The sequence below is a fragment of the Dysgonomonas sp. 520 genome (assembly GCF_010501095.1).
In the GTDB taxonomy this organism is placed as follows: Bacteria; Bacteroidota; Bacteroidia; order Bacteroidales; family Dysgonomonadaceae; genus QVMP01.
In genome coordinates, this window is the sequence record NZ_QVMP01000002.1 from 189,715 (window position 1) to 214,887 (window position 25,173).

Sequence of the window (25,173 nt, forward strand, 5' to 3'; positions counted from 1 at the left end):
ATAAATACAAAAAGCACCCGTATCCGAGTGCTTTTCCTTTATTCAGAAAGAAGTTATTTTGCCTTTTTCTGTTTATACTGCTCAAATATGTAAAATAATGTACCAATGGTATAATCATATTCGGTGTCAATGAATTGCATGTATTTTTCCCTACATTCCGCTTCATTGAAGTTCTTGTTGTTTTCACAAAATCTGACAAACAAACCAACACCACTTTCGCCAAACGTATTGGCTATGGATATAGCTACTTTTATCCAATCGTCATAAGTCTCCGTAATATCTAACTTATGGTCTGACACATATTGCACCATATCATCAATACGAACATCACCAATAGTTATCTCTCCGTAATCTTTATCAAGTTTTTTAGGTATTTCATAAACATCAGTGTAAATATCTGCATGTGGATTAATATAAGTATCCTTATCTGGATAGCTGTAATATCTCAGCCTGTTTACATTAGAACAAGATTTGTCAATTTTAATACCAAACTGCTCAAATGTTCTAAGCAAAGCATTAAAATGAAGCTTGAATTTCCTATGGTCTCGTATGGGAATGATGGCAAAATATCCGTTTCCACTAATAGACTTGTTAAAATAAGCTACATTGTGTATAGATTTTAATATTTCAGGTACTTTGTCTATCATCATAGGATTATCCTTTTTGTCTATATCAATACATATCAGGCTGTTCTGTTTTTCAATATCATCTTTCGACTGACCACAGACACATGATATAGTAACACAAGGAACTTTCGATTCCGATTTACGTTGCTTAATATCTTCATAATCTTTCCCCAATCTAATATAGTTCACCACATTTTGATAAGTTGATTTATAATAGCCATTTTCATCTATAAGATATTCATACAAATTTACAACCTTGCCTTTTTTGAATAAATTATGCTCAAAGAACGATACAGGCACATCCAACACATTTTTCTTCGTTGTACATGAATGAGCTTCTTTTATTGTTTGGCTCATCAATATCTGATTGGAAAAAGCCGACTCAACAAAAGTATTTAATTCTGCTGTATCATCACTGTAAACCATTTCTTTATAGTTGCCACTTACAGTATCATATTTTACCTCAGTGTATCCAATCTGTCCGTAATTGGAGAATTTACACTTATCACACTTGATAATGGTGGTGTTGGCTTCAAAATCTCTATGTACAACTATAATATAATCACTTTTGTTGGCAAAATTGGCAGACCCATTCAGGTCATATCGTCCTGGTATCATTGTGTTACCGTCCGAATCAGATTGCATTTTCTTTGGATGCACAACCATTTCAATCAAAATATCATGGCGTTTGGCGAATTTTTGTAATTTCATCATCACCTGTGATACATATTCCGTTTCAGTCAAATTGTTTGGTCTGCTGTCTTCAAGTGTATTATAGGCATCAATAACCAACACTTTTATGCCCTCTGAGGCTATTAAATCTTCTGTACATGACAATATATCATCCAATGTGTTTACCGTCTCATAATTCAGAAAAAAGAAGTTTTCGGAGATATAACCAATATATTTATCTATTTCATCTTTGGAGAAATCATCGAACCGTTTATTTCCAATCTTACGGATTAGTTTTGATAGATGTAATTTGATAGGAAAATTTTCAGGACTAAAATATAAAGTCTTATGACCATGCAGTTCATTTAGCTTGATATTGACAAAATCTACAAACTCAGATTTGCCATAATTGGGAATCCCTGTAATTACAGCTACCATTCCGGTGTCTAATCTGAAAATATTATCAATGCTTTCAATTCCAATTTTCATGCCTTCGGGCATTCCATTTTCATACAAACTGTTTATCTCATCTTTGAGATAGGATACACTCAGCACCCTGTTCAATGTAATGTTTTTCATTTATTATTTTATTACTTTTTATTCAGAACACTATTTTTCTTTAATTCATAGAGTTCCTTACTTAGAAATCCACTTGCGAAATCCTTTTCCAGCCTTACAAGTTTGGAGTTTGTACTTGCCGAAATAAGTTTTAGATTCTGTGGCTTCTTAGCTAATTCCTTATTTTGATTGGCAGGGGTAGGAATATCCTCCTGTTTTTTGTGTGGGTATCTGAGGTTGTACCCATCAAGATATAACTTTCTAACTGCTTCTATGTTGATATAGAAGTAGCTTATTTTTCTCATTTTTTCTTTTGGATTACGCCCCTGAAAGGTTTTGATTAAACCTTTATGCTCTAATCGTTTTAAGGCTCTGTTGTATTGCTGTATATTGATACACAATTCATCGGAGCATATATTTCCCTTACTACGGTAGAAGTGGTATTGTTGTTTATTTTTGGTCTTGGGGGGCAAATCACCATAACCACATAGAGTCTGTAAAAGATTACATAACACCAATGTTTCAATGCCGTCATTCAGCATTGCTGCTAATTCCTCTATGTATTGCGTAAACTTGTAATTGTATTTTTCATCACAACCTAAAACATCTTTTAATAACATTAATCAATAGTTTACCTTACCCTTTCGGGCTTATTCGCATTACCTTTATTAATCTAGCTCAAAAAAAATGGAAAGAGGGTCAAGGTAAAAAACACCCTCTTTGTCGGTAGCTATCCTATCCATATTCAAAGATATTCCGTAATCGAAATCTCTTATATACTATAATTAGAGAAAATATTCAAAAAGTCAAGTGTAAACGGCAGAAAAAGTTATAATGTTTTTTATTCACCTCATTATCAAGTGAATAAAATTGAAAATAATTTAGAAATGTGTGTGTGTTTGGATTGAAGTGTTCCCCATAGGGATAAACGAAAATCTTTAATCTCTTTCTTCTAATATAACTACCATATTGTTCTGATAGCTCCCGACACATCATTTTGATATGTCCGTGAAGATGAAAGTTATTTTTTAGATTGGCTAAAAATTTTAAATTTTTTTTTGAGAGTCGGCACGTAGTCCCATCCGAAGTACTCATTTTGACGGGTATATTTTTTTTAGTTTTGCTTTTGGTGGATACGCCGAGGGGGATGCCTACTCCCCTGTCTATTATATATTAAAAAATTGTATTAACGAAAAACTAAATTTCGTCTTTCCTATATCGTTCTAATTCTTCAATATTGAATGTGTAAGGTTTAACAGCAGTAGATACAGGTTTAATCTTATATGTCGTCAATAATGTGGTCATTTTTCTGTTAGAAATCTGTAAATATTCACATGCCTCTTCACGAGAATATACCTTTTTACTTGGGTCAAATTTCTGAATTGGTGTTATTAGTTGTAAATCCTTAATCTCAGGTACGTAATCTGTTATTATTTCTTGTTTTGACTCTTCTTTCTTTTTCATGTGCAAAATGAAATTGTCATTATCAAGTTGCAGCCTTAAATATTTTAATGCATAACTTAAATTTTCAATCTCATTTTTCCTTAAACCAATTTCATTTTTAGCACGTTTCTGTTTTCTTGGTTGTAATCTATCTTTTGGATTTGGTGCTTTATTTACTTTGGAGTCTAAGTACTTAAACCGTTTTCTATGTTCTCTTTGAAGTGCACTAAATTCTGATAGTAAATCTTTCAATTCCATCCTAATGAAGACTACATCATCCTGATTTGAAAATAATTCATCAATAATATCTAAAATACGTTTTCTAATCTTTTCATTGTCTACATGAGAGCAATACTTCGCAATTTTTGCTTTATCCATCATCATTAGTAAGGTTGGTTAGCAATTTTAGACTAGTTTTTTTAGCAATCCAAATATAATAGATTTAAAAGTTATATGAAAGTTGTTATTCACTTTGTTGCCACCATAAAAGAAAAAGCAGCTAAGAATTTCTTCTTAACTGCTTGATTTTCTGTGGTGGGCGTTGACGGATTCGAACCGCCGACCCTCTGCTTGTAAGGCAGATGCTCTGAACCAACTGAGCTAAACGCCCTTATTTATTAATTGCATTTTCTCTCAAATGCGTTGCAAAGATATTTCTTTTTTTTTATACACAAAATTATTTCGTATAAAAATTTCATTTTTTCATGAAAATTCCAACCCGAACTCATCTTTCAGCCTTTGAACACTTGAGTTCTGTTCTGCCATTAAGTTGAATTTTTCAATATTAGTAAAGGCTAGCTTCTTCTCATTTTCTTCACTAATACGCACTTTCATAATAATATTTGTATTCTTTAAACGTTCTCTCAATGAGAGAAGTATCTCCGATGCGTGATCTAAAAGTCGTTGCTCCTGAACCGGATTATTCACAACAACTTCAAACTCGTCATTATCCAAAAGCGCAGGCAAGCAGTGAAGCATAGTATTTTTCAAGTGATGCTCCTCCAATATTGCTTCTGCATAAGTTTTCCATTCATTTATCAGTTGAATAGGAGTAAAACGTTCCGACATTGCTTGTTGTACAATCTCATCTTTTTGCTCTTCCTTTTTTTCTTGATTGAAAGCAGAAAGAGACACACCAAGCCCTGTAATACCCTTAACTGCAGTCGATTTATTCTCCACAACCTTCTTGGGCTGAGGTGGCACAGACGATACATGAGGAACGGCAGCAACAGAAACCGTTTTAGAATTATCCGGAACCGGTTGAGGGGTTACTGAAGTTTGAGCGATCGGCTTTAGTTCAGATTTTTTTTTTTCATCATCCGGATTACCTCCAGATCTTAACTGACATAATTTTATAATTGTCAAATCCGATAAAAGCCTTTTGTTCCGACTCAGACGATAATTCAAGTCGGCTTCATTCACCAGGTCAATTGCCTTATAAAGAAATCCTATATCACATTTTTTAGCTGTTTCTATATACCTTTCTCTTATTGACGCACCAACTTCAAACAATTCTGCCGTCTTGATATCTTTACACAACATGAGATCCCGAAAATGAGAAGCGATTCCCGTTACGATATTATGCCCATCGAAACCCTTGTTCAATATGTCATTCAGAATCAACAAACCCTCGGTTACATCTCCTGCCAAAATAGCATCTGTCAACTTGAAATAGTACTCATAATCCAACACATTCAGATTGTCAATGACTGCTTTATATGTCACATTGCCTCCGGTGAAACTAACTACCTGATCAAAAATTGACAAAGCATCACGCATACCTCCATCCGCTTTATGAGCCAAAACATTCAAAGCCTCTACTTCTGCATTGACCCCTTCTTGCGAAGCCACATATTGCAAATGTTCTACTGTGTCGGATATGCTTATACGACTGAAATCGTATATCTGGCACCTCGAAAGAATAGTTGGCAGTATCTTGTGCTTCTCGGTTGTAGCCAAAATGAAAATAGCATGGTGAGGCGGTTCTTCCAAAGTCTTAAGAAACGCATTGAAAGCCGCAGACGATAGCATATGCACCTCGTCTATGATATAAACCTTATATTTCCCTATTTGTGGCGGAACCCTCACCTGATCTATCAGGGAACGGATATCATCCACCGAATTGTTGGATGCAGCATCCAACTCATGTATATTGTAAGAGCGTTGTTCGTTGAAAGCGACACACGATTCGCACTGATTGCATGCCTCTCCGTCGGCAGCCGACGACAAGCAGTTGATAGTTTTGGCAAAGATGCGGGCACAAGTAGTCTTCCCCACCCCACGAGGTCCGCAAAACAAATATGCATGAGCTAGCTTATTCCCTGCTATTGCGTTTTTCAATGTGGTGGTAAGAGACTTCTGACCCACCACAGACTTAAATGTGGTAGGGCGATACTTCCGTGCCGATACTATATAATTATCCATACTCCTGAGTCCGTAAATATATGTGATACAAATGTAAGAAAACAAACTCGCATCTCCAATTTTAACATTCCGAGAGTAGGATAAACGCATCAAAGCAAGCAACATCATTGCTTGTCAAGTAGGGGCGAATAAATATTCGCCCCTACTTTCCGCTTTCTAAAAATCGCCCAGATATTTTGCCGATAGCGTTGCCACCGTTCCGTCTGTTATGGAATATTCGGAATCAACACGAAGTTCTCCCACATCAATTCCTCCAATGGGATCATTACCCCCTCCCGGATCTCTATATGTAATTGTAGCACCCATCTGTATCACATCTCCTGCATTTAGTTTTATAGGTGCATAAGTGGTAAAAGTTTCATCTGATGGGCTTGTAAATGCAAAACTATTAAACGACCGGAAAAATGTACTGGGTGTTGGCCTAGCAGCATCACCCGAAGCCGGAGGAGTGCCGGGAATGCCGGAAGTGTTATCCTTATGCAGCAACTGAAAATAGATAATATCACGTAGAGAGGTGGGGGTACTATTCTTTTTTAAAGTCACTGATATTTGAATATAATACCATCCCGTTTTATTTATTGTGATTGCCCCTCCCGATAAAGTACATATAGCCGGATTGTTTGTATCCAGATTGTTAAATATTATTTTAGCCGGACTATCAGCATCTTTCATTGTTCCGGAACTTGTGTCGAAGCGAACTCCGGATGCAAAAAACTGGCTTTTGTCTGTAATATTGGCAGTAGACATAGACTGCCATCCAACCCATTTGTTCTGTACGGCATCCCAATAATAGAACCCGTTAGGCTCTCCTGTTGGCAGTGGAGGCGTCGGGTTATCCAGAAAAACAAGTAATCCGTCCTCTTTAGGGTCGGTTACATTTAGATTCGCAACACGAGGAACAAGTATGCCTGTTTTATTATTAGGAGTCGTCCGACTATTGGGTTCAACAACCATTGTCCCGTCTCTATACGTTTCGGAGTTAACCGATACCTGTGCCTGAATAATAATAGCAGATGTCAACAGGTATATCAGTAGAATATATTTTTTCATTATTTACAGTTCTTCTATTAAGGTTAATATTAAAGCAAAAGGAGAGTTTATTTTGACATTCGGAGTATCTTCTGTATTTGTGGTTATAAAACTGACACGGATTACAAGTTTAGTGCCTTTTTCCAATGTAATAAACTGGGTGGTTGCAAATACTCCGGATCTAAACGGAACTGCAGCCAAGTTTACTAGAGAAGCTATAGGGGGGGATGCAGTAGCACCATTAATCAATATTTCACATTTATAATCGGTCACACCATAATGTTCTTTAGATATGCCTCCGGTCAGAGCCAAAGCATAACGCCCTTTCTTCCCGATCTGTAATTCCCCCTTGGCTGTCAGTTGAAAACTGGGCAAAGGTGAATCCATATAAGAAAATGGAACATAACGGGAGCCTTTATCGTTAAAATCAGAGGGATTACCGGCACCATCATAGAATTCGTTTCCTGTGCAAATAATTTTATTGTAGTCGATATCGGCACTGTTTATATCCAACAACTGGTCCCATGCCGGAATATTATTGTTCCAAAAATAGAAACTGTTTTTCCAATAATCCACCGCATTGTTATGATTCAAGAAGACCATTGTTCCATGCTGATTTATGGTCGGGTCTGTCGCCGGAAAAGAAGTGATACGGGGAAAGATCAACCCGATATTTTGCTCCGGCGCAGTCTTGTTTAAAGCCCGGATATCCAATAATGCTTTCGGATCATTTGTGTTAACTCCGACTTGAGCATTGATGCTGAAACTTATTGCCAACAGCAGTATGATAAATTTTAATTTTTTCATCATTTATTTGTGTAGATATGTTAGACTTAAAGAACTTAATCCGTTGCTTGTATATGTTGGAGCGGGGCCTTCTGCAGGAGTAAAAATTCCACTATAATCTCTTCCTCTGTCTGTTAATTGTACCCTTGCACTTAGCTTATCACCTTTTTTCAAAGCAACAATTGTATTTATTACAACATGTGTTGCGCTATACCGTTCGTAAGCGGTATTCCCTTTAGCCATGATTCTTGGATTTGCCGATGCCCCGTTTATCAAGACTTCACCCAACAAATTGGTTTGTTGAACCTTAACTCCATTTTCGGCATAGCACCACCGCCGTGAACTTGTAACAAAAGACAGAAGGTATGTTCCGTCTTTGCCAACAGTCAAGGTGTTATTTGTAAGGGAAAACGTAACACCACTCTCTTCTTTGGAGGCATCATAAACCAAATTATCCAGCACAACTCCCCGATAATCCATAATAGTATCCACACCCAGATATCCTTGTCCATAGGTACAATACAAAGTCCTGTATTCTTCTGTAGATATAGTTCTGGTATTCATCAACACCCACTCTTTTCCGTTCCAATAATAGAACCCGTCGGGTTTTGCTGCTATGGAAGGTGAACTTGTCGCATCTTTCCTCAGAAAGATAAGGTTACCCGCATTCGACGGGTCGGTTGCAGGAAAGTTTGTTACACGAGGCACTAAAAGTCCGTCCTCGCCTGTCGGGTCGGTTATACTCGACTCTGTTATGTGCAAAGTCGACTTCGGGTCGTTTGTATTAATCCCTACCAACTGGGCTTTGATGCCAACGGCCAGAAACAGCAGGAGGGTGAATAAAATTAATCGTTTCATCTGTTAAATTTTGTGTTTTTATTCGTGTTTTAACATATCTGTCACTTGTAGAGTGACGGAAAAGTCGGATAGGTACTTGTATTTATTTAATTATTAGCCGATTATCAAAAAGAAAGAATGGCGATATAGGCTTTTAGTTCAACGCTCGTGAAACATCTTGAAAAAACGAAACGAAGAGTAGTTCTTAATCAATTGATAATTTGACATTTAAGTAGAATAAAAAAGCACATTCAAATATTTTTCAGCAAAACATTCGTTTAACAAACTAATATACAACACTTAAACAACAATAATGATGAAATCAGAAAACAATAATCCAATAGAATTCCTGCAACTGAACGAGGGTCAGTCATGGGGTCTTGAACCGGGAGAAAATAAAATAATTCTGGTGACAGAGGGAGAATTACAAATCCGTTCCTCAACTCATCCTGATGTTGATGTAACAGCCTCAAACATGGTGTTTTATCCCTTTCAGGAGCGGGTAGTATTGAAAGCGGCAAAAAAATCCGAAGTAGTTTCAATCCGCTTCACAAATGAGTCTGGTCTTTGTGGTATACTTTCTTCCATAACTGCCAGCTCTACATTGAAACATTTTGGAGACGATGTTACATTGCTTCCCATTAATGGGTTAATTTATAACCATATAGGCTTAGTAAAAAAATATGAGAACGAGAATTTTTGCGACAGTTACCTGCTGGATCTCAAACTAAAAGAATTTGGCTATATCCTCAAGCATTTTTATTCGGAAGAACAGTTGCAGAGTTTTTTCAAAGCGCTTCCCGCTAACGATTTGCGATTTTCGGAAGAGGTGTGCAGCCTCAGCCTGAGTGTTCGTTCGGTTCGCCAACTGGCTGAAAGAATGAATTATAGCTATTCGGGATTTAACAAGCGTTTCAGGCGAGTATTCAATATGTCGGCATACAACTGGATGAGAAACCAGAGAGCCAGACAGGTCTATCAGGACATTTGTCAGACAAGTAAAAGCCTGAAAGAGATCAGCACAAACCATAAATTTGCAACCCTGTCTCATTTCAATGAATTTTGCCACAAAAATCTGGGAAATTCCCCTTCCGAAATCAGAAGAAAAAACAGAACAAAACAATATATATAAAAAAAGCACCTCTGTCACTTACCAAGTGACAGAGGTGCTCATTATCTCATTATCAGACTACAAAGGTATAAAAAGTTTTTTAATTTACTACTTTTCCGTCAGATATTTCGTTTTTTACGACTCCCTAAATATGAAATATCCTTACCTCCGGAATTACTTTCAATCTTTCAGTCTTATTCTTACTTGAAAAGTTACCGGTTTTCTAAAAATCGCCCAGATATTTTGCCGATAGCGTTGCCACCGTTCCGTCTGTTATGGAATATTCCATCTTATCTCGAAAAACTGTATTATCTGAGCCATCCGGGTTACCTCCATTTCCGGTATCTTTATAAATATACTGCATACCCAATTGGATCACATCTCCTACCGAGAGTTTTACTGGCGCATAAGTCGTAAAAGTTTGTCTTGCCGGATTATCTACCGCAAAAGAACTAAACGACCTGAAGGTTGGTCCCGGGGTAGGTAGGGCGCCATTTAGCAGCAATTGGAGACAAAGTATATCTCGCATAGGTGCAGGATCGGCATTTTTTGTTAATGTCACTGAAATTTGTAGATAATACCAGCCTGTTTTATTTATCGTAATAGCACCTCCCGATAATGTACAGATAGACGGATTATTAGTAACCAGATTGTTAAATTTAATTTTAGACGGGTTATCGGCGTCTTTCATGGTTCCTGATGCTGTGTCGAATTGTGTTCCTGATGCAAAAAACTGGCTTTTATCCGTTATAACGGCAGTAGACATAGATTTCCATCCAACCCATTTGTTCTGTGCGGCATCCCAATAATAAAACCCATTGAGTTCACCTGTTGGCAGTGGAGGGGTCGGGTTATCCAGAAAAACAAGCAACCCGTCTTCTTTGGGGTCGGTGGTATTCAGTTTTTCTACTCTTGGAACAATCACTCCTGTTTTGTTATTGGGCAAGGTTCGGTTATTGGGTTCAACAACCAAAGTCCCATCTTTATATGTTTCCGAATTAATCGAAACCTGTGCTCGAACTACACTAACAGATATGAACAAGCACATTGATAATATATATATCTTCATTTTTTATAATTCTTGTATTAATGTTAACATTAAAGCAAAGGGTGAGTCTATTTTTGCTTCCGGAGGGTTATTATAATCTCCATTGGGAGCAATGTATTCTAAACTGACCTGAATTGACAACAAATCATTTGCATTCAACTCTACAAATTGAGTGGTAGCAAATACTCCTGCCCGAAAGAAGTTTCCTGCTAAGTTTATTAGCGATGCAATTGGAGGAGAGGCAGTAGTGCCATTAATCAATACTTCACATTTATAATCGGTAATTCTTTGATGCTGTTTTTGTATTCCACCCGTAAAGGCCAAAGCATAACGGCCTTTTTTTCCGATTTTCAGCTCTCCGTTGGCTGTTAGCTGAAAACTGGGCAAAGGTGAATCCATATAGCTGAGCCTAACATACCGAGGCCCATCTGCTTTTAGAGTAGAAATATTTCCGGAACTGTCGTAAAGAGCATTTCCTGTACAAATGATTTTATTATAATCGATATCCGCTGTATTTATGTCTTGCAACTGATCCCATGCCGGAATATCATTATTCCAGAAATAGAAACTATTTTTCCAGAAATCGATGGCATTGTCATGATTCAAAAAAATCATTGCTCCATGCTGGTCTGCTGTTGGATCTGTTGCCGGAAAAGAAGTAATACGGGGAAAAATGACACCAATATTTTGTTCAGGTGCAGTTTTATTCAGGGCACGAATGTCTAACAATGCTTCCGGATCGTTCGTATTAATTCCGATTTGGGCTACTGTTATACCATGTAGTACAAAGAGTAGTAATATAATAATGCTAAATTTTTTCATAATTTTCTATTTATGTAAATACGTTAGAGTTAAAGAACTTACTCCGTTACTGCCATATGATGGTGGCGGTCCTCCTGTTACTGGAACATACTCAAATAGACCTCCTCCCAGGTTCTTATACTGGCCTCTATCTGTCAATTGTACGATGGCAGTAAGTTTATCACCCTTTTCGAGGGAAACAATCGTATTTATAACAATATGGCATGCACTGTATTTCTCTCCGGCTGTATTACCTTTTGCCATAATCCGAGGGTTAGCAGAAGCGCCGTTTATCAAAACCTCACCAAATAGGTTCGTGAATTGAGGAGGAGTTCCTTCCGAATCGTAAATATATCTGCGCGAACTTGTTACAAAGGACAACAAATATGTTCCGCCTTTGCCAACAGTAAAGACATTATCTGCAAGTGAAAACACAGCATCACTCTCTTCTTTTGAGGCATCATAAACCAAGCTGCCCAGTATAACACCCCGTTGACCCATATCCGTATCTGCACCCAGATATCCTTGCCCATAAGCGCAATACAAGGTTCGATACTCGTTTGTGTTTATGGATCTTGTTGCCATCAACACCCACTCATTGCCGTTCCAATAATAAAATCCGTCGGGTTTCGTAGCTATGGAAGGAGAACTTGTCGCATCTTTTCTCAGAAAGATCAAATTGCCCGCATTCAACGGATCTGTTGCTGGAAAGTTTGTCACACGAGGTGCTAGAAGTCCGTCCTTGCCTGTCGGGTCGGTTATACTCGACTCTGCGATATGCAAGGTCGACTTCGGGTCGTCTGTATTAATCCCTACCAGCTGAGCTTTGATGCCAACGGCTAGAAACAGCAGGAGGGTGAATAAAATTAATCGTTTCATCTGTTAAATTTTGTGTTTTTATTCGTGTTTTAACATATCTGTCACTTGGTAAGTGACGGAAAAGTCGGAAGAATATTTGTATTTGTTTAATTATTAATTGATTAGACAAAAGAAAAAATAGGGCAATAATCCTTTTGTTCAACGCTAGTGAAACGTCTTAGTCAGAAGAGAAGAGGTACATATGATAAATTGTTGATAACCTGACTTTTATATAATACGAAAATTGTATTCAGACATTTTTTTGCAAAACATTCGTTTAACAAACTAATATACAATACTTAAACAACAATAATGATGAAATCAGAAAACGATAATCCAATAGAATTCCTGCAACCGGACGAGGGCCGGTCGTGGAGTCTTGAACCGGGAGAAAATAAAATAATTCTGGTGATGGAGGGAGAATTACAAATCCGTTCTTCAACTCACCCCGATGTTGATGTAACAGCCTCAAACATGGTGTTTTATCCCTTTCAGGAACGGGTAGTACTGAAAGCAGTGAAAAAATCCGAAGTAGTTTCAATCCGCTTCACAAATGAGTCGGGACTTTGTGGTATACTTTCTTCCATAACTGCCGATCCTTCTACCAAATATTTGGGAGATGATGTCACATCAATCCCGATTAATGAGTTAGTTTACAACCATATAGAATTCGTGAAAAAATATAAGGATGAGAGTTTTTGCGACAGTTACCTGCTAGATCTCAAACTAAAAGAATTTGGCTATATCCTCAAGCATTTTTATTCGGAAGAACAGTTGCAGAGCTTTTTCAAGTCACTTCCCGCTAACGATTTGAGCTTTTCGGAAGAAGTGTGCAACCTTAGCCTGAGCGTTCGTTCGGTTCGACAACTAGCTGAAAGAATGAACTATAGCTATTCAGGATTTAACAAACGTTTCAGGAAGGTGTTCAATATGTCGGCATACAACTGGATGAGAAATCAGAGAGCCAGACAAGTTTATCAGGATATTTGCCAGACAAGCAAAAGCCTGAAAGAGATCAGCACGAACCATAAATTTGCAACCCTGTCTCATTTCAATGAATTTTGCCACAAAAATCTGGGAAATTCCCCTTCCGAAATCAGAAGAAAAAACAGAACAAAACAATATATATAAAAAAAGCACCTCTGTCACTTACCAAGTGACAGAGGTGCTCATTATCTCATTATCAGACTACAAAGGTATAAAAAGTTTTTTAATTTACTACTTTTCCGAAAGACTTTATATCTTTTTATATACAATCGCATAATTAAAGAAATATACTAACTATCTCATTTTTACGTTATCTTTGCAACACCCCAATCTAAACAATGAAGGTAGTAATATACATATCAATTTCACTCATAGCACTGTTAACCAACCCGTTGACAGCACAAACTGATAGTACCTATATAAAATCATACGATCAGAAACTATCTGTCCTATTTTATACAGGAAAGAATTTCGTATTTCTCTTGCATAACGAGAAAGACAAGGAGGTAGAATATCTGCCTAACAACCCTATGGATATTGGAGCGGGATTTTCGCTGAAAAACTTCTTTATCGGATTAAGTTACGGATACGGATTCGATTTTATGAGAGACAAAAAGTACGGTAAAACCGAGTCTTTTGACTTCCAACTGCACAATTATGGTCGGAAATATGCTCTCGACCTATTTATACAACAATATAAAGGATTTTTTTCGGAAGAAGGGAGCAATAATATCCAATTATTCCCCGAACTTTCGGTTACCCAATACGGACTGAACGGGCAATATATCTTCAACGGAAAAAAGTTTTCCTATAAGGCAGCCTTCGATCAGAGCGAGAAACAAATAAAATCGGCCGGAAGCTGGCTCTTAGGCATGGGGGTTTTCTTAAGTAAAATAGATACGGGCAACAGCATATTGATGGGAGACAAGTCTGTCTACAACAATTTTCAATTCGGGGTCAGTGGAGGTTATGCCTACAATTGGGCAATACACCGAAAATGGTTCATTGCCATGTCGGTGACCACAGGTATCAATTTCGGCAGCGATAAAATCAATACTTTCGGCAAACAAAGGCTGGAAGTTTACCCCACCGTATTCCCCCGTTTTGCGGCAGGATATAACAGGGCAAACTGGTCGATAGGACTTTCGTATCTCAGCAACTTCATTTTTCCGAGTTTTTCGGAAGATTCGAACATCGGACTAAATTCCGGAAACTTCCGACTTTCATATATTCACCGTTTCGATCGGATTCCTTTTCTCGATAAAAAGGAGAAATAGCGAAACAGGGAATAACCATCACAACCAGCAAAATCTCAACTTCAGCCTGTCGGTTATGCAATTCGTCCGAAAAAGGTTTTCCGATGAAACATTACAACGTTTCTTTGCCTTAAAACGATTAAAAGGCAATGAAATTAGTATTTATCATCTCTGTTTCGGTTCTTCTTTCAATATGTTTCAAGTGCTCTGCTCAAGGGTATATAAAATCGGAATACCTGACATCTTCTTCATTCAAAGATGATGATGGCAACAACATGGGATCGGGCAACATGCTTAAAATATCAGGAGGATATAACATCCCTCTATCTATGAAAATGAATGAAGAAAATCAGCCAACCGCATGGTCTTTGTCTATGTATGGCGCATACGGCGTATTAAGCAACCGGAACATGATGGAAGATATTAATCCCGAAAAAATATTCAACTCCAGCCTCAATGTTACACACATAAGGCCTCTATCGAAAAAATGGCGATTAATCGCTTCTTTAGGGGCAGGAATATACTCTGCACCCGATGAAATCACCGAAAAAAGCATCTTGGTCAACGGAGCTGCCATATTCATCTATAATCTGAAAAATAACCTCGATTTAGGATTCGGAGTGGGATTGACCAACTCGTTCGGTGTGCCCTTGCTTATGCCGATGTCGCTTGTAAAATGGAAACTCCCCGGAAATTATGAATTGGATGTTGACATTGCCAGCGGCATGAAAATAGCCGCAAAAGCCAAGCTGAACAATTCATTCAAACTAAGTTTGGTAGCGATGGAAATGGACGGAATGTCTTCGGTGGTTGAAGTAGACGGAAAATCCATGATTTACGCTACTTCTACGTTGAAATCTTACCTTTCTCCCGAATACAAGATCGGAAAAGCCTCAACTATATATATGGGCGTCGGTGGAACATGGCTAAGATCGGTGAGCCTGAACAACCGCAGTTTCAAAGGTTTTTCGGAAAGTTTATTCAATAATAAAAGGAAACTGCATTTCAACACCTCTCTATACCTGAATATCGGTTTCAGGTATGGTTTCTAGCGCATACACCTACTCATACAAGATATGCAATTAGTGCCCTATCAATCGTCGATGAATTCATACATTGATAAATGGTTGCAGCAAAAAACATACTTACAGGTCGGTCTCGTTCAGTATATTACTACTCTATTTATGTTATTTGTCCATTATGGCTTTTTTTTGGCTTTTCATCGTTTTTTTTCACCAAATCACATCGGATCTACGTCGAAATGTATAAGAAGTGATTTGCTGTCAGGCTCTGCCAAAAGCATCGATTTATACGCCTCAATCGACTCCCTGACCTTTTGAGGAGACAGTTTGGAGTCTATCTTTATCATTATCTTACGGATATAAAGAGTCTGCACACGAGATACCGACGGGCGTGTAGGACCCAGTATTTTGTCGCCAAAAGACTGGCGAAGCATAAAAGCCAACCTCTCCGACCGCCGTTGGAGCAAAGCGTCATCTTTACATCTCATCGTAATAGAAATTATACGATAAAAAGGTGGATATCCGAACAGTTTTCGTTCCTCTATCTGTAAATTATACATTGCTAAATAGTTGCCCTCTTTTACAAACTGAACGATCGGACTATTTGGCTGTGTTGTCTGTAAAATCACTACCCCCTGTTTGTCTTTCCGTCCGGCTCTGCCACTGACTTGCGTCATCATTTGGTATGCTCTTTCATGTGCCCTGAAATCGGGATAATTGAGCATTGCATCTGCCGATAAAATGCCTACTACTGTCACATTTTCAAAGTCCAAGCCTTTCGATACCATTTGCGTGCCGATGAGTATACTTGCCCTGTTTGCCGCAAAATCCGTAATTATCCGTTCATAACCATGTTTTCCACGGGTCGAGTCCAAATCCATTCGAAGTACTTTTTCATCGGGAAAAACGGTCGAAACTTCTTCCTCTATCCGTTCGGTTCCATAACCGATAATATCGAGGCTATTTTCGGTCTTACACTCTGGACATAGCTTCGGAATACTGTATGTAGCACCACAATAGTGGCACAGCAGTATGTTCTGGATTTTATGATATGTGAGGCTCACATCGCAATGTTCGCATTTCAACGTCCATGCACACGACTTGCACTCTATCACGGGAGCAAATCCCCGCCTGTTCTGAAAAAGAATAGATTGTTCGCCTTTTTGCAAAGAATTTCCCATTACATCGATCAAAACAGGAGAAAGTATCGATTTCATCTGCTTTTTTCGTCGCAATTCACGCACATTTACCACCTCAATGGCTGGTAATTGCACATCCCGATGCCTTTTCATCAACGAAACCAAACCATATTTGCCTGTGGTAGCATTAAAATATGTTTCGATGGAAGGGGTAGCCGTGCCAAGCAAGGTCTTTGCATTGTGCAGATGCGCCAAAAACAAGGCAGCGTCACGCGCATTGTACCGGGGCGCAGGTTCTTGCTGTTTGTAAGATGTTTCGTGCTCCTCGTCCACAATTATCAACCCCAAACTCTGAAATGGCAGGAAAATTGACGAACGCACCCCCAGAATAACTTTTTTCGGATTGTCACCAATCAGGTTCTTCCAAACTTCGGCACGTTCATTATCGCTGAATTTGGAGTGATAAACTGCCAATTGATCGCCAAATACATTTTTCAGGCGTTCGGTGATCTGTGTTGTAAGAGCAATTTCGGGCAACAGGTAGAGTGCTTGCCTACCCGATTCTATCGCATCTTTTATCATGCGGATATAAATCTCGGTTTTTCCGCTCGAAGTTACCCCGTGTAACAAAACAGCCGAGTGTTCCGCAAATTTACCGTTTATTTCGTTGTATGCCTCCTGCTGATATTGATTCAGGCTTTTGATGTTTTCGTGATTTGCTTCTCCAAAATTGAAACGGCTCGTTTCCACCGATTTTTTTTTGAGAATGCCTCTCTCTATCAGTCCATCCAGAATGGCGGAAGATTGGCCTGTTTGCCGAAGCAATTCTTTCTTTGAAATAACAAACTTTTCGGAAGAAACGGCATTTTCCCTCAACGAAAGAAAATCGGCAAAAAGCTGCTGTTGTTTCTTCGCCCTTTTCAGGTTCTCATACAGAATGCTTAGTTCTTCGTCCGAAAAAGCGGAGGCCAAAGATATCATTGTCTCCGTTTTGGCAACATACCTGTTTTTGATGTCTTCGTTGATAGAAATAGCGTCTTTTTCCGACAGCGACTTGATGTAGGGAGCTATATTATTGATTCGTGTCAATTTTGACACTTCCGACACCTTAATCGCACAATCATCGGGCAGGGCATAGAATATTTTTTCTTCATTCGGCGAAAGAGGATTATCGGCGATGAAATCGTAATTTTTGAAGATATATGTTTCACTTTCCAGTTTCAGGGCAGCAGGCATAGCTGCTTTATATACTTCACCCATCGTACACATATAATAGAAAGCTACCCACGACCAAAATTTTATCTGCGAATCTGAGACAATCGGTCGGTCGTCGAGAAGAGTCTCAATCTCCTTTATATCGGGTCTTTTTTCGCTCGCTTCGTGCAAGTTGCTGACAATAGCTGTATAGAACCGCTTTTGTCCGAATTGCACAATAACCCGGCTACCCACCTCAATTTTCGCAGCCATATCCGATGGAACGAAATAAGTGAAAACCCCTTGCAAGGGAAGCGGTACTATGACATCTGCATATAGTAGCATAGGTCTTGTTATTGTTTTCTTATATCACTTTTTGTTTTTATCGTCTAATAGTTTCTGCAACAGGGCGATTTTTTCCTGTTCCTTATCTAAGAGACGTTCAAAAAGTTTTACTATTTCTTCTACCGGATTATAGTTGTGTGTGCTGTGATCTTCATCAACGAAATAGTCTACTGAACCATTGTTTGTTTCAATGTTGTTATTTTCAAAAATAACTGTTCTGGCTTCTTCTGCCATATTTTTCAGATAATCGACGGGAATACCGAGCGTATTGGCAAACTTTTCCAAAAGTTCTTCTTCTATCACCTCCATTTGTTCGTATCTCGAAACAGATTGTTGCGACATTTTCATCCCATCTGCCAATGCTTCTTGTTTTACGCCTTTCTTCTTACGCCACCATTTGATGTTTCGCCCGTGGTGAACAATGTTGTTTGCTGAATTGTCTATTTCCATTGTTGATTGATTGTTTGTTTGTAACAAATATACGAATGAAATTTTATATCTGAGTAAGAATTTCGGAATTATTGGTAAAACATTTGTGAATACTCACGCATGTTACATATAATATAATTTCCTTTGCCATATAAATAGAATAAATGGCATCAGAATGAGAGTATTGTTCCTAATTTCGAAAATAGGATTCATAATAATGTGTGTTTCGGTGGTTTATGTTGCCGTTTGCTTGATAAAACATGGTGCGGAAAATCTTCCGCAAGATATTATAATCATTTTCTCGGCAGAAGTAATTGGAACAACAGCGTTTTGTTTAGTTTCCATAGAGTTGGATGAAAGAGCATCAAGAAGACGCATCAAAAAGAACCAACACAAACTTTACTTGCAACTATATACATACCTTATCGCCTCAATGCTCATTCTCCAAAACAGTGAGGAGATAATCAAAAATAAGAAAACCAACGAAAACTGAATAACACTCTTGTCCTCAGAGATTTGTAATCCCACGCGAAGATAAAAAATATATGGACAGCTTTTCGCTATCCATACTCATTATATTTATTTCTTTGTATAATTTCTACTTTACTTAATATCTATAATATTTGCTCTTTCTATCAAGTTCTTTCATCATCTCTTTCTTTTCTTGCTCTTTTTTCTCTTTTTCGTATTTGTCTTTTTTATCATAATACATCCAAACTACAATTATCCCAAAAATTGTAATAAAGAATATGAAGAATTTTATTTTGTCAGCTTTAGTCTGGTTATTTCTGCCCATAGTTTTATAATTTTTAAAGTTTATGTTATTCAGTACAATTTCTATGCTGCAAATTTATAAAAAACCTTACCTCAACTTTCGAAAAAAATCCTTTTAACTTTCGTATTTTAACACTTTACATTCCGGGATTTATAACCTCGGGATTGCTATTTCCCGAATTGTGAATCCTATGCGGCGATCTGGCGCCTAGTCCTTACAATGCTACTTGCCATGTTTTCCCTCAATCACAAAAATTAATATATTTTATCATACTTTGTTGCAGCTTTTTTGTTCATATATTTATCTATATACATAGAAGCAATGCCAATCGGTAGTTGGGGTTTATTATTTTCCGGATTTAAAATCCGGAGAGTAGCCAAGCATGGGATTGCAAATCCCATGAGACGACAGATGTGTAGGGGTGGGGTATTATTGTAGGGGTCAGTGTTGACTACATTACATTCCGTCGAAACAACGTTCGACGAAACGTATGTGAGTCAATGTTATTTCTACTCCATCCGAAAGCATGACAAAGCTTGTCTTTCGGAGTTGTATTTTTTAGATTTTTTGCGATTCTACTAAATAGAATCGACTAACAATAAATTATTTACAATATTATTCAATATAAATTTTATTAGAATTATGAAAACGTTGAGATTTTTTTTAATGATGATAGGGATTGTAAGTGTAGCCCTGATTTTTCAATCATGTCTTGATGATGACGACGATTATTGGAGCAAAAGACTACCCAATGCCCTTGTGACAGTGAAGCCGGTCAGCGGAGATTCATTTTACATGCAATTGGACGACAACACAACCTTGTTTCCCACAAATATGAAATCGTCTCCTTATGGAGACAGGGAAGTAAGAGCTCTTGTCAATTATAAGAAGGTGAATAAACCTAGCGAAGGATACGATATAGCTGTTTCCATTAATTGGATAGATAGTATCCTGACAAAACAGATGGCTCCCGATTTAGGATTGGAGAACGATGAAATATACGGAGCAGATCCGGTAGAGATTATTAACGACTGGGTAACAATAGCCGAAGACGGCTACCTGACTCTCCGGTTCAGGACAATATTCGGAAATTCAAGTAAGGCTCATTATGTGAATTTGTTGGCTAGTTCCGATGCAGACAATCTTTATGAGGTAGAATTCAGGCACAATGCCTACGGAGATGTTCATGGCTATGAGCAAGACGGGTTGGTAGCATTCAACCTGAACAGCTTACCCGATACGGAAGGCAAAACAGTTAAGTTGAGGCTGAAGTGGAAATCGTTTAGCGGCGACAAGTTTACTGAGTTTGATTATTGCACACGCAAATCAACTCCTGCCAGTTCTGCTATAACTTCGGAAAGAAGCAATGCCAAACTGAAATAGACGCATTTTGTAAGCAAAAAAGGATAGTCCGAATTATTTTCAGGCTATCCTTTTTTCTATTTTCAACAGAGGGGATTTATCTCAACTTCCACTCGGTTCCGTCTTTTCCGTCTTTTATATCGAAACCTATTCTGTTCAGTTCGTCCCTTATCTTGTCCGAAGTAGCCCAATCTTTATTAGCCTTAGCTTCGGCTCTTATTTGCAGCAAAAGGTCAACCGCCTTGCCAAACGCTTCCTGACCTGCCGAATTTTGTCCTTGCTCGTTTTGGATGCCCAGCAAATCGAAAAGGAAAGTATCGAAAAATTCTTTCAATACAACAACATCTTCTTTCGTAAGGCTAACTGTCCCTGCTATCGCCGAGTTTATTGTTGTTGCCGCATCGCACAAATGAGCGATAACAATGGCGGTGTTAAGGTCGTCGTTCATTGCATCGTAGCATTTCTGACTCAGTCCTGCCACATCAACCGACGAGGTTTCCGACACAGCGATTTTACCTAACCGTGCATACGCATCTAAAAGTCTCGACAATGCCTTTTCCGAAGCCTGCAAAGCCTCATTGCTGAAGTCGACGGTGCTGCGGTAGTGCGCTTGCAAAATGAAAAAGCGGATAGTCATCGGCGAATAGGCTTGTGTAAGCATTGGATGAGAACCGGTGAAGAATTCGTCGAGCGTGATAAAATTGCCTAACGATTTCCCCATTTTCTGACCACCCACAGTAATCATATTGTTGTGCATCCAATATTTCACCACCCGATGCTTTTCTACGGCGGTGTTCTGGGCTATCTCACATTCGTGGTGAGGGAACATCAGGTCGAGCCCTCCGCCATGAATGTCGAATTCCGTCCCCAGATACTTGATGCTCATAGCAGAACATTCTATATGCCATCCCGGAAAACCATCACCCCAAGGAGATGGCCACCTCATAATATGTTCGGGCGATGCCTTTTTCCACAAGGCAAAATCTACCTTGCTGCGCTTCTCGTCTTGCCCGTCAAGTTCGCGGGTAGTGTTCAGCATTTCTTCTATATTGCGATGCGAAAGGATGCCGTAGTCGTAATCTTTGTTGTATTTCACCACATCAAAATATACAGACCCGTTGCTCTCGTAAGCATATCCGTTTTCCAATATTTTTTCAACAGCCGCTATCTGCTCGATAATGTGCCCTGAGGCATGAGGTTCGATAGACGGGGGAAGCACATTCAAGGCTTCAATAGCTTTATGGTATCGGTTGGTATAAAATTGAACCACTTCCATCGGTTCAAGTTGTTCCAATCGAGCTTTTTTCTCAATCTTATCATCCCCGTTGTCCGAATCGTTTTCCAGATGTCCTACATCGGTTATATTGCGCACATAACGCACCTTGTAGCCTATGTGGGTCAGATAGCGGAACAATATATCGAATGTGATAGATGGCCGGGCATGCCCCAAATGGGCATCGCCGTATACAGTAGGCCCACAAACATACAAGCCCACATGAGGCGGTGTTATCGGTTCAAATACTTCTTTTTCTCTGCTAAGGGTATTGTAAATAGATAATTTTTGTTCCATTCCTGTTATGCCATTAATTTAAGGATACAAATATAATCTTTTCAGATTATACATGAACATTTTAAATAAGAAATGATTATGTCAACTGTTTGTTACTTTGTTGAATATATCTTCGATAGAATCGACATTTTTTGCCTTTTCATCGAAAACAATCTTACCATTGTTGATGATAATGTAACGATTGCAAACGCTGATTGTCTGGTGCAGATTGTGAGACGAAAAAAGGATAATTCTGGTTTTGCCCAACTCAGAAAGAATTTCATGTATTTCATTTTGCTGATGAGGGTCTAGTCCGCTTGTCGGTTCATCCAGAATCAGAAAACCGGGGTTATGGATAAGTGCTTGCCCCAAGCCTACCCGTTGCCTGTTGCCTTTCGACAGAGATTGGATTTTCTTTTTGTATTCTTTCCTCAGTCCAACTCTTTCTATTACGCTTTCAACGGCATTTTTTCTATCATTCAGGTTGTAAATAGATGCAACATATCCGAGGTATTCCTTCACATACATATCTCCGTACAACGGATTATCTTCGGGCAGATAGCCGATATGTTTTTTTGCTTCTATTGCATCGGCTACAATGTCATGGCCAAAAACAGAAACCTGTCCGCTGTCAGCACCTAATACTCCGGTCATAATTTTTATCGTTGTAGATTTTCCTGCGCCGTTCACGCCTAGAAAAGCAACGATTTCGCCCGATGAAAGCTGAAAACTCACATCATCAACGGCCATTTGCGAGCCGAACTTTTTGGTTATGTTATTTACTTTGATCAAAAGTTTATATTATTCAATATATTTTGTCATCCTGAGCATGACAATAAAAATACGACCTTAAAAATTCTGCATATCGCAAAGTTTCCTGTAATATCCATTCAGGTTATACAACTCTTCATGATAGCCACGTTCAACAATCCGCCCCTCGTGAAGAACGCAGATTTCATCGGCACTTTTTATGGTTGACAGGCGATGGGCAATGACAACCGTCGTACGATTTTTCATAAGGTTTTCGAGAGCTTCCTGCACCAGTTTTTCCGACTCGGTATCCAGAGCAGACGTAGCCTCATCCAATATCAATATCTGAGGATTTTTCAATATTGCACGGGCAATACTGATTCGCTGACGCTGACCTCCCGATAGTTTTCCTCCTCGGTCGCCAATATTTGTTTCGTATTGATTTTCGGTTGCCATAATAAAATCGTGTGCATTGGCTATTTTTGCAGCCTCAATCACCTGCTCCATTGTGGCACTCTCTACTCCGAAAGTGATATTATTGTAAAAAGTATCGTTGAAAAGGATAGCTTCTTGATTTACGTTCCCCATCAACGAGCGGAGTTGATGTGTATTCGCATCCTTGATATCTACACCATCAATGGCAATTGCGCCTTTAGTTACATCATAAAACCGGGGCAGGAGGTCTACCATTGTCGACTTGCCCGAACCCGACTGACCAACCAAGGCTATTGTCTTTCCTTTTGGGATTGTCAGTTCTATATCTTTCAACACCCAATTACCATTCTCACGGTATTCGAACCATACATTTTTATATTCGATCTTATCGTTGAATTCGATAGTTTTTGGCTCCTCAGGTTCAATGATATTGTTTTCGGCTTTCAGTATCTTGTCAATACGCTCCATCGAGGCCAATCCTTTCTGAATAGCATAATGCGCCTTAGAAAATTCTTTCGCCGGATTAATGATACTGTAAAACATCACCAGATAGAACATGAAGCTGGGAGCGGTAATTGCCGCACTATTCGACAGAATCAGGTTACCGCCATACCACAATACAATGGCTATTGTAGTGGTTCCCAAAAATTCGCTCATCGGGTGTGCCAATTGCTGACGGCGGTTGATACGGTTTGTCATTTTTCGCAAAACATCTCCTTCACGATGAAAACGATCCGACATTTTCCCTTCAGCGTTGAATGCTTTAATTATCCTCAATCCACCGAGGGTTTCTTCTATCTGAGACATCAGTTCGCCCCATTTCGACTGAGCTTCGGAAGATTTCCTTTTCAGGGTTTTACCCACACGCCCCATCACAAAACCCGACACGGGCAGCAAGATAAGGACGAAAATGGTCAACTCCCAACTGATAACCAACATCGTGGTGAAATAAACCATAATCAGTATAGGGTTTTTGAAGAGCATATCCAACGAACTCATCACAGAGTTTTCCACTTCTCCCACATCACCCGTCATACGCCCGATAATATCGCCCTTGCGTTCTTCGGAAAAGAAACCCAGAGGAAGCGACAATATTTTATCGTTGATCTGATTGCGGATATCCCTCACAACGCCTGTGCGGATGGGCACAAGGTAGAAGGAGCTGAGATAAGTTACTCCCGTTTTTATAAGGGTCATAATCACCAGTGCGATGGAAAGGAAAAGCAGCGTATTAGCCGCACCATACACCTGAACCGAATCGTAGGTGTACCAATAAAAATTATTCTTTGCTATGGTGCCAAACTCCCCTATCTTACTGAAAATGGAGCCGTCGCCTAAAGCATTCCAAGGCATATATTCGTAGGTAGTATCATCTGTCTTGAACAATATACCAAGTATGGGCATGATCAGGGCAAAGGAAAACACATTAAGAATTGCCGACAGGATGTTAAATATAAAACTAAGAACCAGTTGCCTCTTATATGGCGGAATAAAACGTCTGAGAATTTTTATAAAATCTTTCATTAAGAATGATATAAAAGTTATGAGTTACAAGTAAACAAGTTGATGTCGATGTGAACTCTTTATTAAAAATAAAAAACGGCTGCAAGTTACTAATAAAATCTTTTGCATTTTCAATAAGAGATTTGGCAGGCAATATTTTTCACTATAACTATATGAACAACCCTCTTTTTTGTAAAAAAATATTAAAATTTGACTTTTTGCGATCTCTCATTA

22 protein-coding genes and 1 tRNA gene are annotated in these 25,173 nt (G+C 38.7%); 6 read left to right on the forward strand and 17 right to left on the reverse strand.

The features are described from left to right. Positions 1-53: 53 nt before the first annotated feature. The 8 genes from D0T56_RS02220 to D0T56_RS02255 all read right to left on the reverse strand — a co-directional run bounded on the left by D0T56_RS02220 (position 54) and on the right by D0T56_RS02255 (position 8,396). A complete protein-coding gene (locus D0T56_RS02220) occupies positions 54-1,877 on the reverse strand; it encodes a PriCT-2 domain-containing protein (RefSeq protein ID WP_163318501.1) in 1,824 nt (607 codons plus the stop codon). 11 nt (positions 1,878-1,888) lie between these two features. Continuing rightward, complete coding sequence (locus D0T56_RS02225) at positions 1,889-2,476, reverse strand: hypothetical protein (protein ID WP_163318502.1); 588 nt, start codon at positions 2,474-2,476, stop codon at positions 1,889-1,891. Between the two features lie 577 nt (positions 2,477-3,053). Further along, positions 3,054-3,683 carry a hypothetical protein gene (locus tag D0T56_RS02230; protein ID WP_163318503.1) on the reverse strand — a complete coding sequence of 210 codons (630 nt, stop codon included), beginning with the start codon at positions 3,681-3,683 and terminating at the stop codon, positions 3,054-3,056. Between the two features lie 148 nt (positions 3,684-3,831). Beyond that, positions 3,832-3,909: transfer RNA gene (locus tag D0T56_RS02235), tRNA-Val, on the reverse strand. A 92-nt stretch (positions 3,910-4,001) separates the two neighbouring features. Beyond that, complete coding sequence (locus tag D0T56_RS02240; RefSeq protein WP_163318504.1) at positions 4,002-5,723, reverse strand: DNA polymerase III subunit gamma/tau; 1,722 nt, start codon at positions 5,721-5,723, stop codon at positions 4,002-4,004. Between the two features lie 156 nt (positions 5,724-5,879). Next, entirely contained in the window at positions 5,880-6,773 is an 894-nt protein-coding gene (locus tag D0T56_RS02245; RefSeq protein WP_163318505.1) for a hypothetical protein, read from the reverse strand. Between the two features lie 3 nt (positions 6,774-6,776). Next, positions 6,777-7,562, reverse strand: coding sequence for a hypothetical protein (locus D0T56_RS02250; RefSeq protein ID WP_163318506.1), 786 nt, complete (start codon positions 7,560-7,562; stop codon positions 6,777-6,779). Further along, positions 7,563-8,396: a hypothetical protein gene (locus tag D0T56_RS02255; protein WP_163318507.1), complete on the reverse strand. Its 834-nt coding sequence runs from the start codon at positions 8,394-8,396 to the stop codon at positions 7,563-7,565. A 292-nt stretch (positions 8,397-8,688) separates the two neighbouring features. Here D0T56_RS02255 and D0T56_RS02260 point away from each other — a divergent pair, with 292 nt between their 5' ends. Then, positions 8,689-9,507: an AraC family transcriptional regulator gene (locus D0T56_RS02260; protein WP_163318508.1), complete on the forward strand. Its 819-nt coding sequence runs from the start codon at positions 8,689-8,691 to the stop codon at positions 9,505-9,507. Between the two features lie 202 nt (positions 9,508-9,709). Here D0T56_RS02260 and D0T56_RS02265 read toward each other — a convergent pair whose 3' ends face one another. Genes D0T56_RS02265 through D0T56_RS02275 form a run of 3 tightly spaced genes read right to left on the reverse strand, consistent with a single transcriptional unit; the run spans position 9,710 to position 12,214 of the window. Beyond that, positions 9,710-10,555 carry a hypothetical protein gene (locus D0T56_RS02265; protein WP_163318509.1) on the reverse strand — a complete coding sequence of 282 codons (846 nt, stop codon included), beginning with the start codon at positions 10,553-10,555 and terminating at the stop codon, positions 9,710-9,712. Between the two features lie 3 nt (positions 10,556-10,558). Then, the gene (locus D0T56_RS02270; protein WP_163318510.1) at positions 10,559-11,356 is read right to left on the reverse strand and encodes a hypothetical protein; all 798 of its coding nucleotides are present in this window, start codon (positions 11,354-11,356) and stop codon (positions 10,559-10,561) included. A 6-nt stretch (positions 11,357-11,362) separates the two neighbouring features. Further along, positions 11,363-12,214 carry a hypothetical protein gene (locus tag D0T56_RS02275; RefSeq protein WP_163318511.1) on the reverse strand — a complete coding sequence of 284 codons (852 nt, stop codon included), beginning with the start codon at positions 12,212-12,214 and terminating at the stop codon, positions 11,363-11,365. Between the two features lie 291 nt (positions 12,215-12,505). Here D0T56_RS02275 and D0T56_RS02280 point away from each other — a divergent pair, with 291 nt between their 5' ends. The 3 genes from D0T56_RS02280 (at position 12,506) to D0T56_RS02290 (ending at position 15,488) form a co-directional block, all read left to right on the forward strand. Next, on the forward strand, positions 12,506-13,324 hold the full coding sequence (locus D0T56_RS02280; protein ID WP_163318512.1) for an AraC family transcriptional regulator: 819 nt from the start codon (positions 12,506-12,508) through the stop codon (positions 13,322-13,324). Between the two features lie 194 nt (positions 13,325-13,518). Next, positions 13,519-14,457 (forward strand): DUF4421 family protein, encoded by a 939-nt coding sequence (locus D0T56_RS02285; RefSeq protein ID WP_163318513.1) that lies wholly within the window; start codon positions 13,519-13,521, stop codon positions 14,455-14,457. Between the two features lie 128 nt (positions 14,458-14,585). Next, positions 14,586-15,488: a DUF6268 family outer membrane beta-barrel protein gene (locus D0T56_RS02290; protein WP_163318514.1), complete on the forward strand. Its 903-nt coding sequence runs from the start codon at positions 14,586-14,588 to the stop codon at positions 15,486-15,488. 188 nt (positions 15,489-15,676) lie between these two features. Here D0T56_RS02290 and priA read toward each other — a convergent pair whose 3' ends face one another. Both priA and D0T56_RS02300 read right to left on the reverse strand, forming a co-directional pair. Then, the gene (priA, locus tag D0T56_RS02295; protein ID WP_163318515.1) at positions 15,677-18,136 is read right to left on the reverse strand and encodes a primosomal protein N'; all 2,460 of its coding nucleotides are present in this window, start codon (positions 18,134-18,136) and stop codon (positions 15,677-15,679) included. A 24-nt stretch (positions 18,137-18,160) separates the two neighbouring features. Then, positions 18,161-18,586, reverse strand: a complete 426-nt coding sequence (locus D0T56_RS02300; RefSeq protein ID WP_163318516.1) for a helix-turn-helix domain-containing protein — start codon at positions 18,584-18,586, stop codon at positions 18,161-18,163. Between the two features lie 154 nt (positions 18,587-18,740). Here D0T56_RS02300 and D0T56_RS02305 point away from each other — a divergent pair, with 154 nt between their 5' ends. After that, on the forward strand, positions 18,741-19,058 hold the full coding sequence (locus D0T56_RS02305) for a hypothetical protein (protein ID WP_163318517.1): 318 nt from the start codon (positions 18,741-18,743) through the stop codon (positions 19,056-19,058). Between the two features lie 114 nt (positions 19,059-19,172). Here the strand turns inward: D0T56_RS02305 and D0T56_RS02310 are convergent, their stop codons facing one another. Beyond that, a complete protein-coding gene (locus D0T56_RS02310; RefSeq protein ID WP_163318518.1) occupies positions 19,173-19,361 on the reverse strand; it encodes a hypothetical protein in 189 nt (62 codons plus the stop codon). A 621-nt stretch (positions 19,362-19,982) separates the two neighbouring features. Here D0T56_RS02310 and D0T56_RS02315 point away from each other — a divergent pair. Further along, positions 19,983-20,723 carry a NigD-like protein gene (locus D0T56_RS02315; protein WP_163318519.1) on the forward strand — a complete coding sequence of 247 codons (741 nt, stop codon included), beginning with the start codon at positions 19,983-19,985 and terminating at the stop codon, positions 20,721-20,723. Between the two features lie 76 nt (positions 20,724-20,799). On the opposite strand, the gene cysS is transcribed toward D0T56_RS02315, so the two are convergent. The 3 genes from cysS to D0T56_RS02330 form a co-directional block, all read right to left on the reverse strand. Continuing rightward, positions 20,800-22,272 (reverse strand): cysteine--tRNA ligase, encoded by a 1,473-nt coding sequence (gene cysS / locus D0T56_RS02320; RefSeq protein WP_163318520.1) that lies wholly within the window; start codon positions 22,270-22,272, stop codon positions 20,800-20,802. Between the two features lie 81 nt (positions 22,273-22,353). Further along, on the reverse strand, positions 22,354-23,043 hold the full coding sequence (locus D0T56_RS02325; protein ID WP_163318521.1) for an ABC transporter ATP-binding protein: 690 nt from the start codon (positions 23,041-23,043) through the stop codon (positions 22,354-22,356). A gap of 57 nt (positions 23,044-23,100) precedes the next feature. Next, positions 23,101-24,960: an ABC transporter ATP-binding protein gene (locus tag D0T56_RS02330; RefSeq protein ID WP_163318522.1), complete on the reverse strand. Its 1,860-nt coding sequence runs from the start codon at positions 24,958-24,960 to the stop codon at positions 23,101-23,103. Between the last annotated feature and the right edge of the window lie 213 nt (positions 24,961-25,173).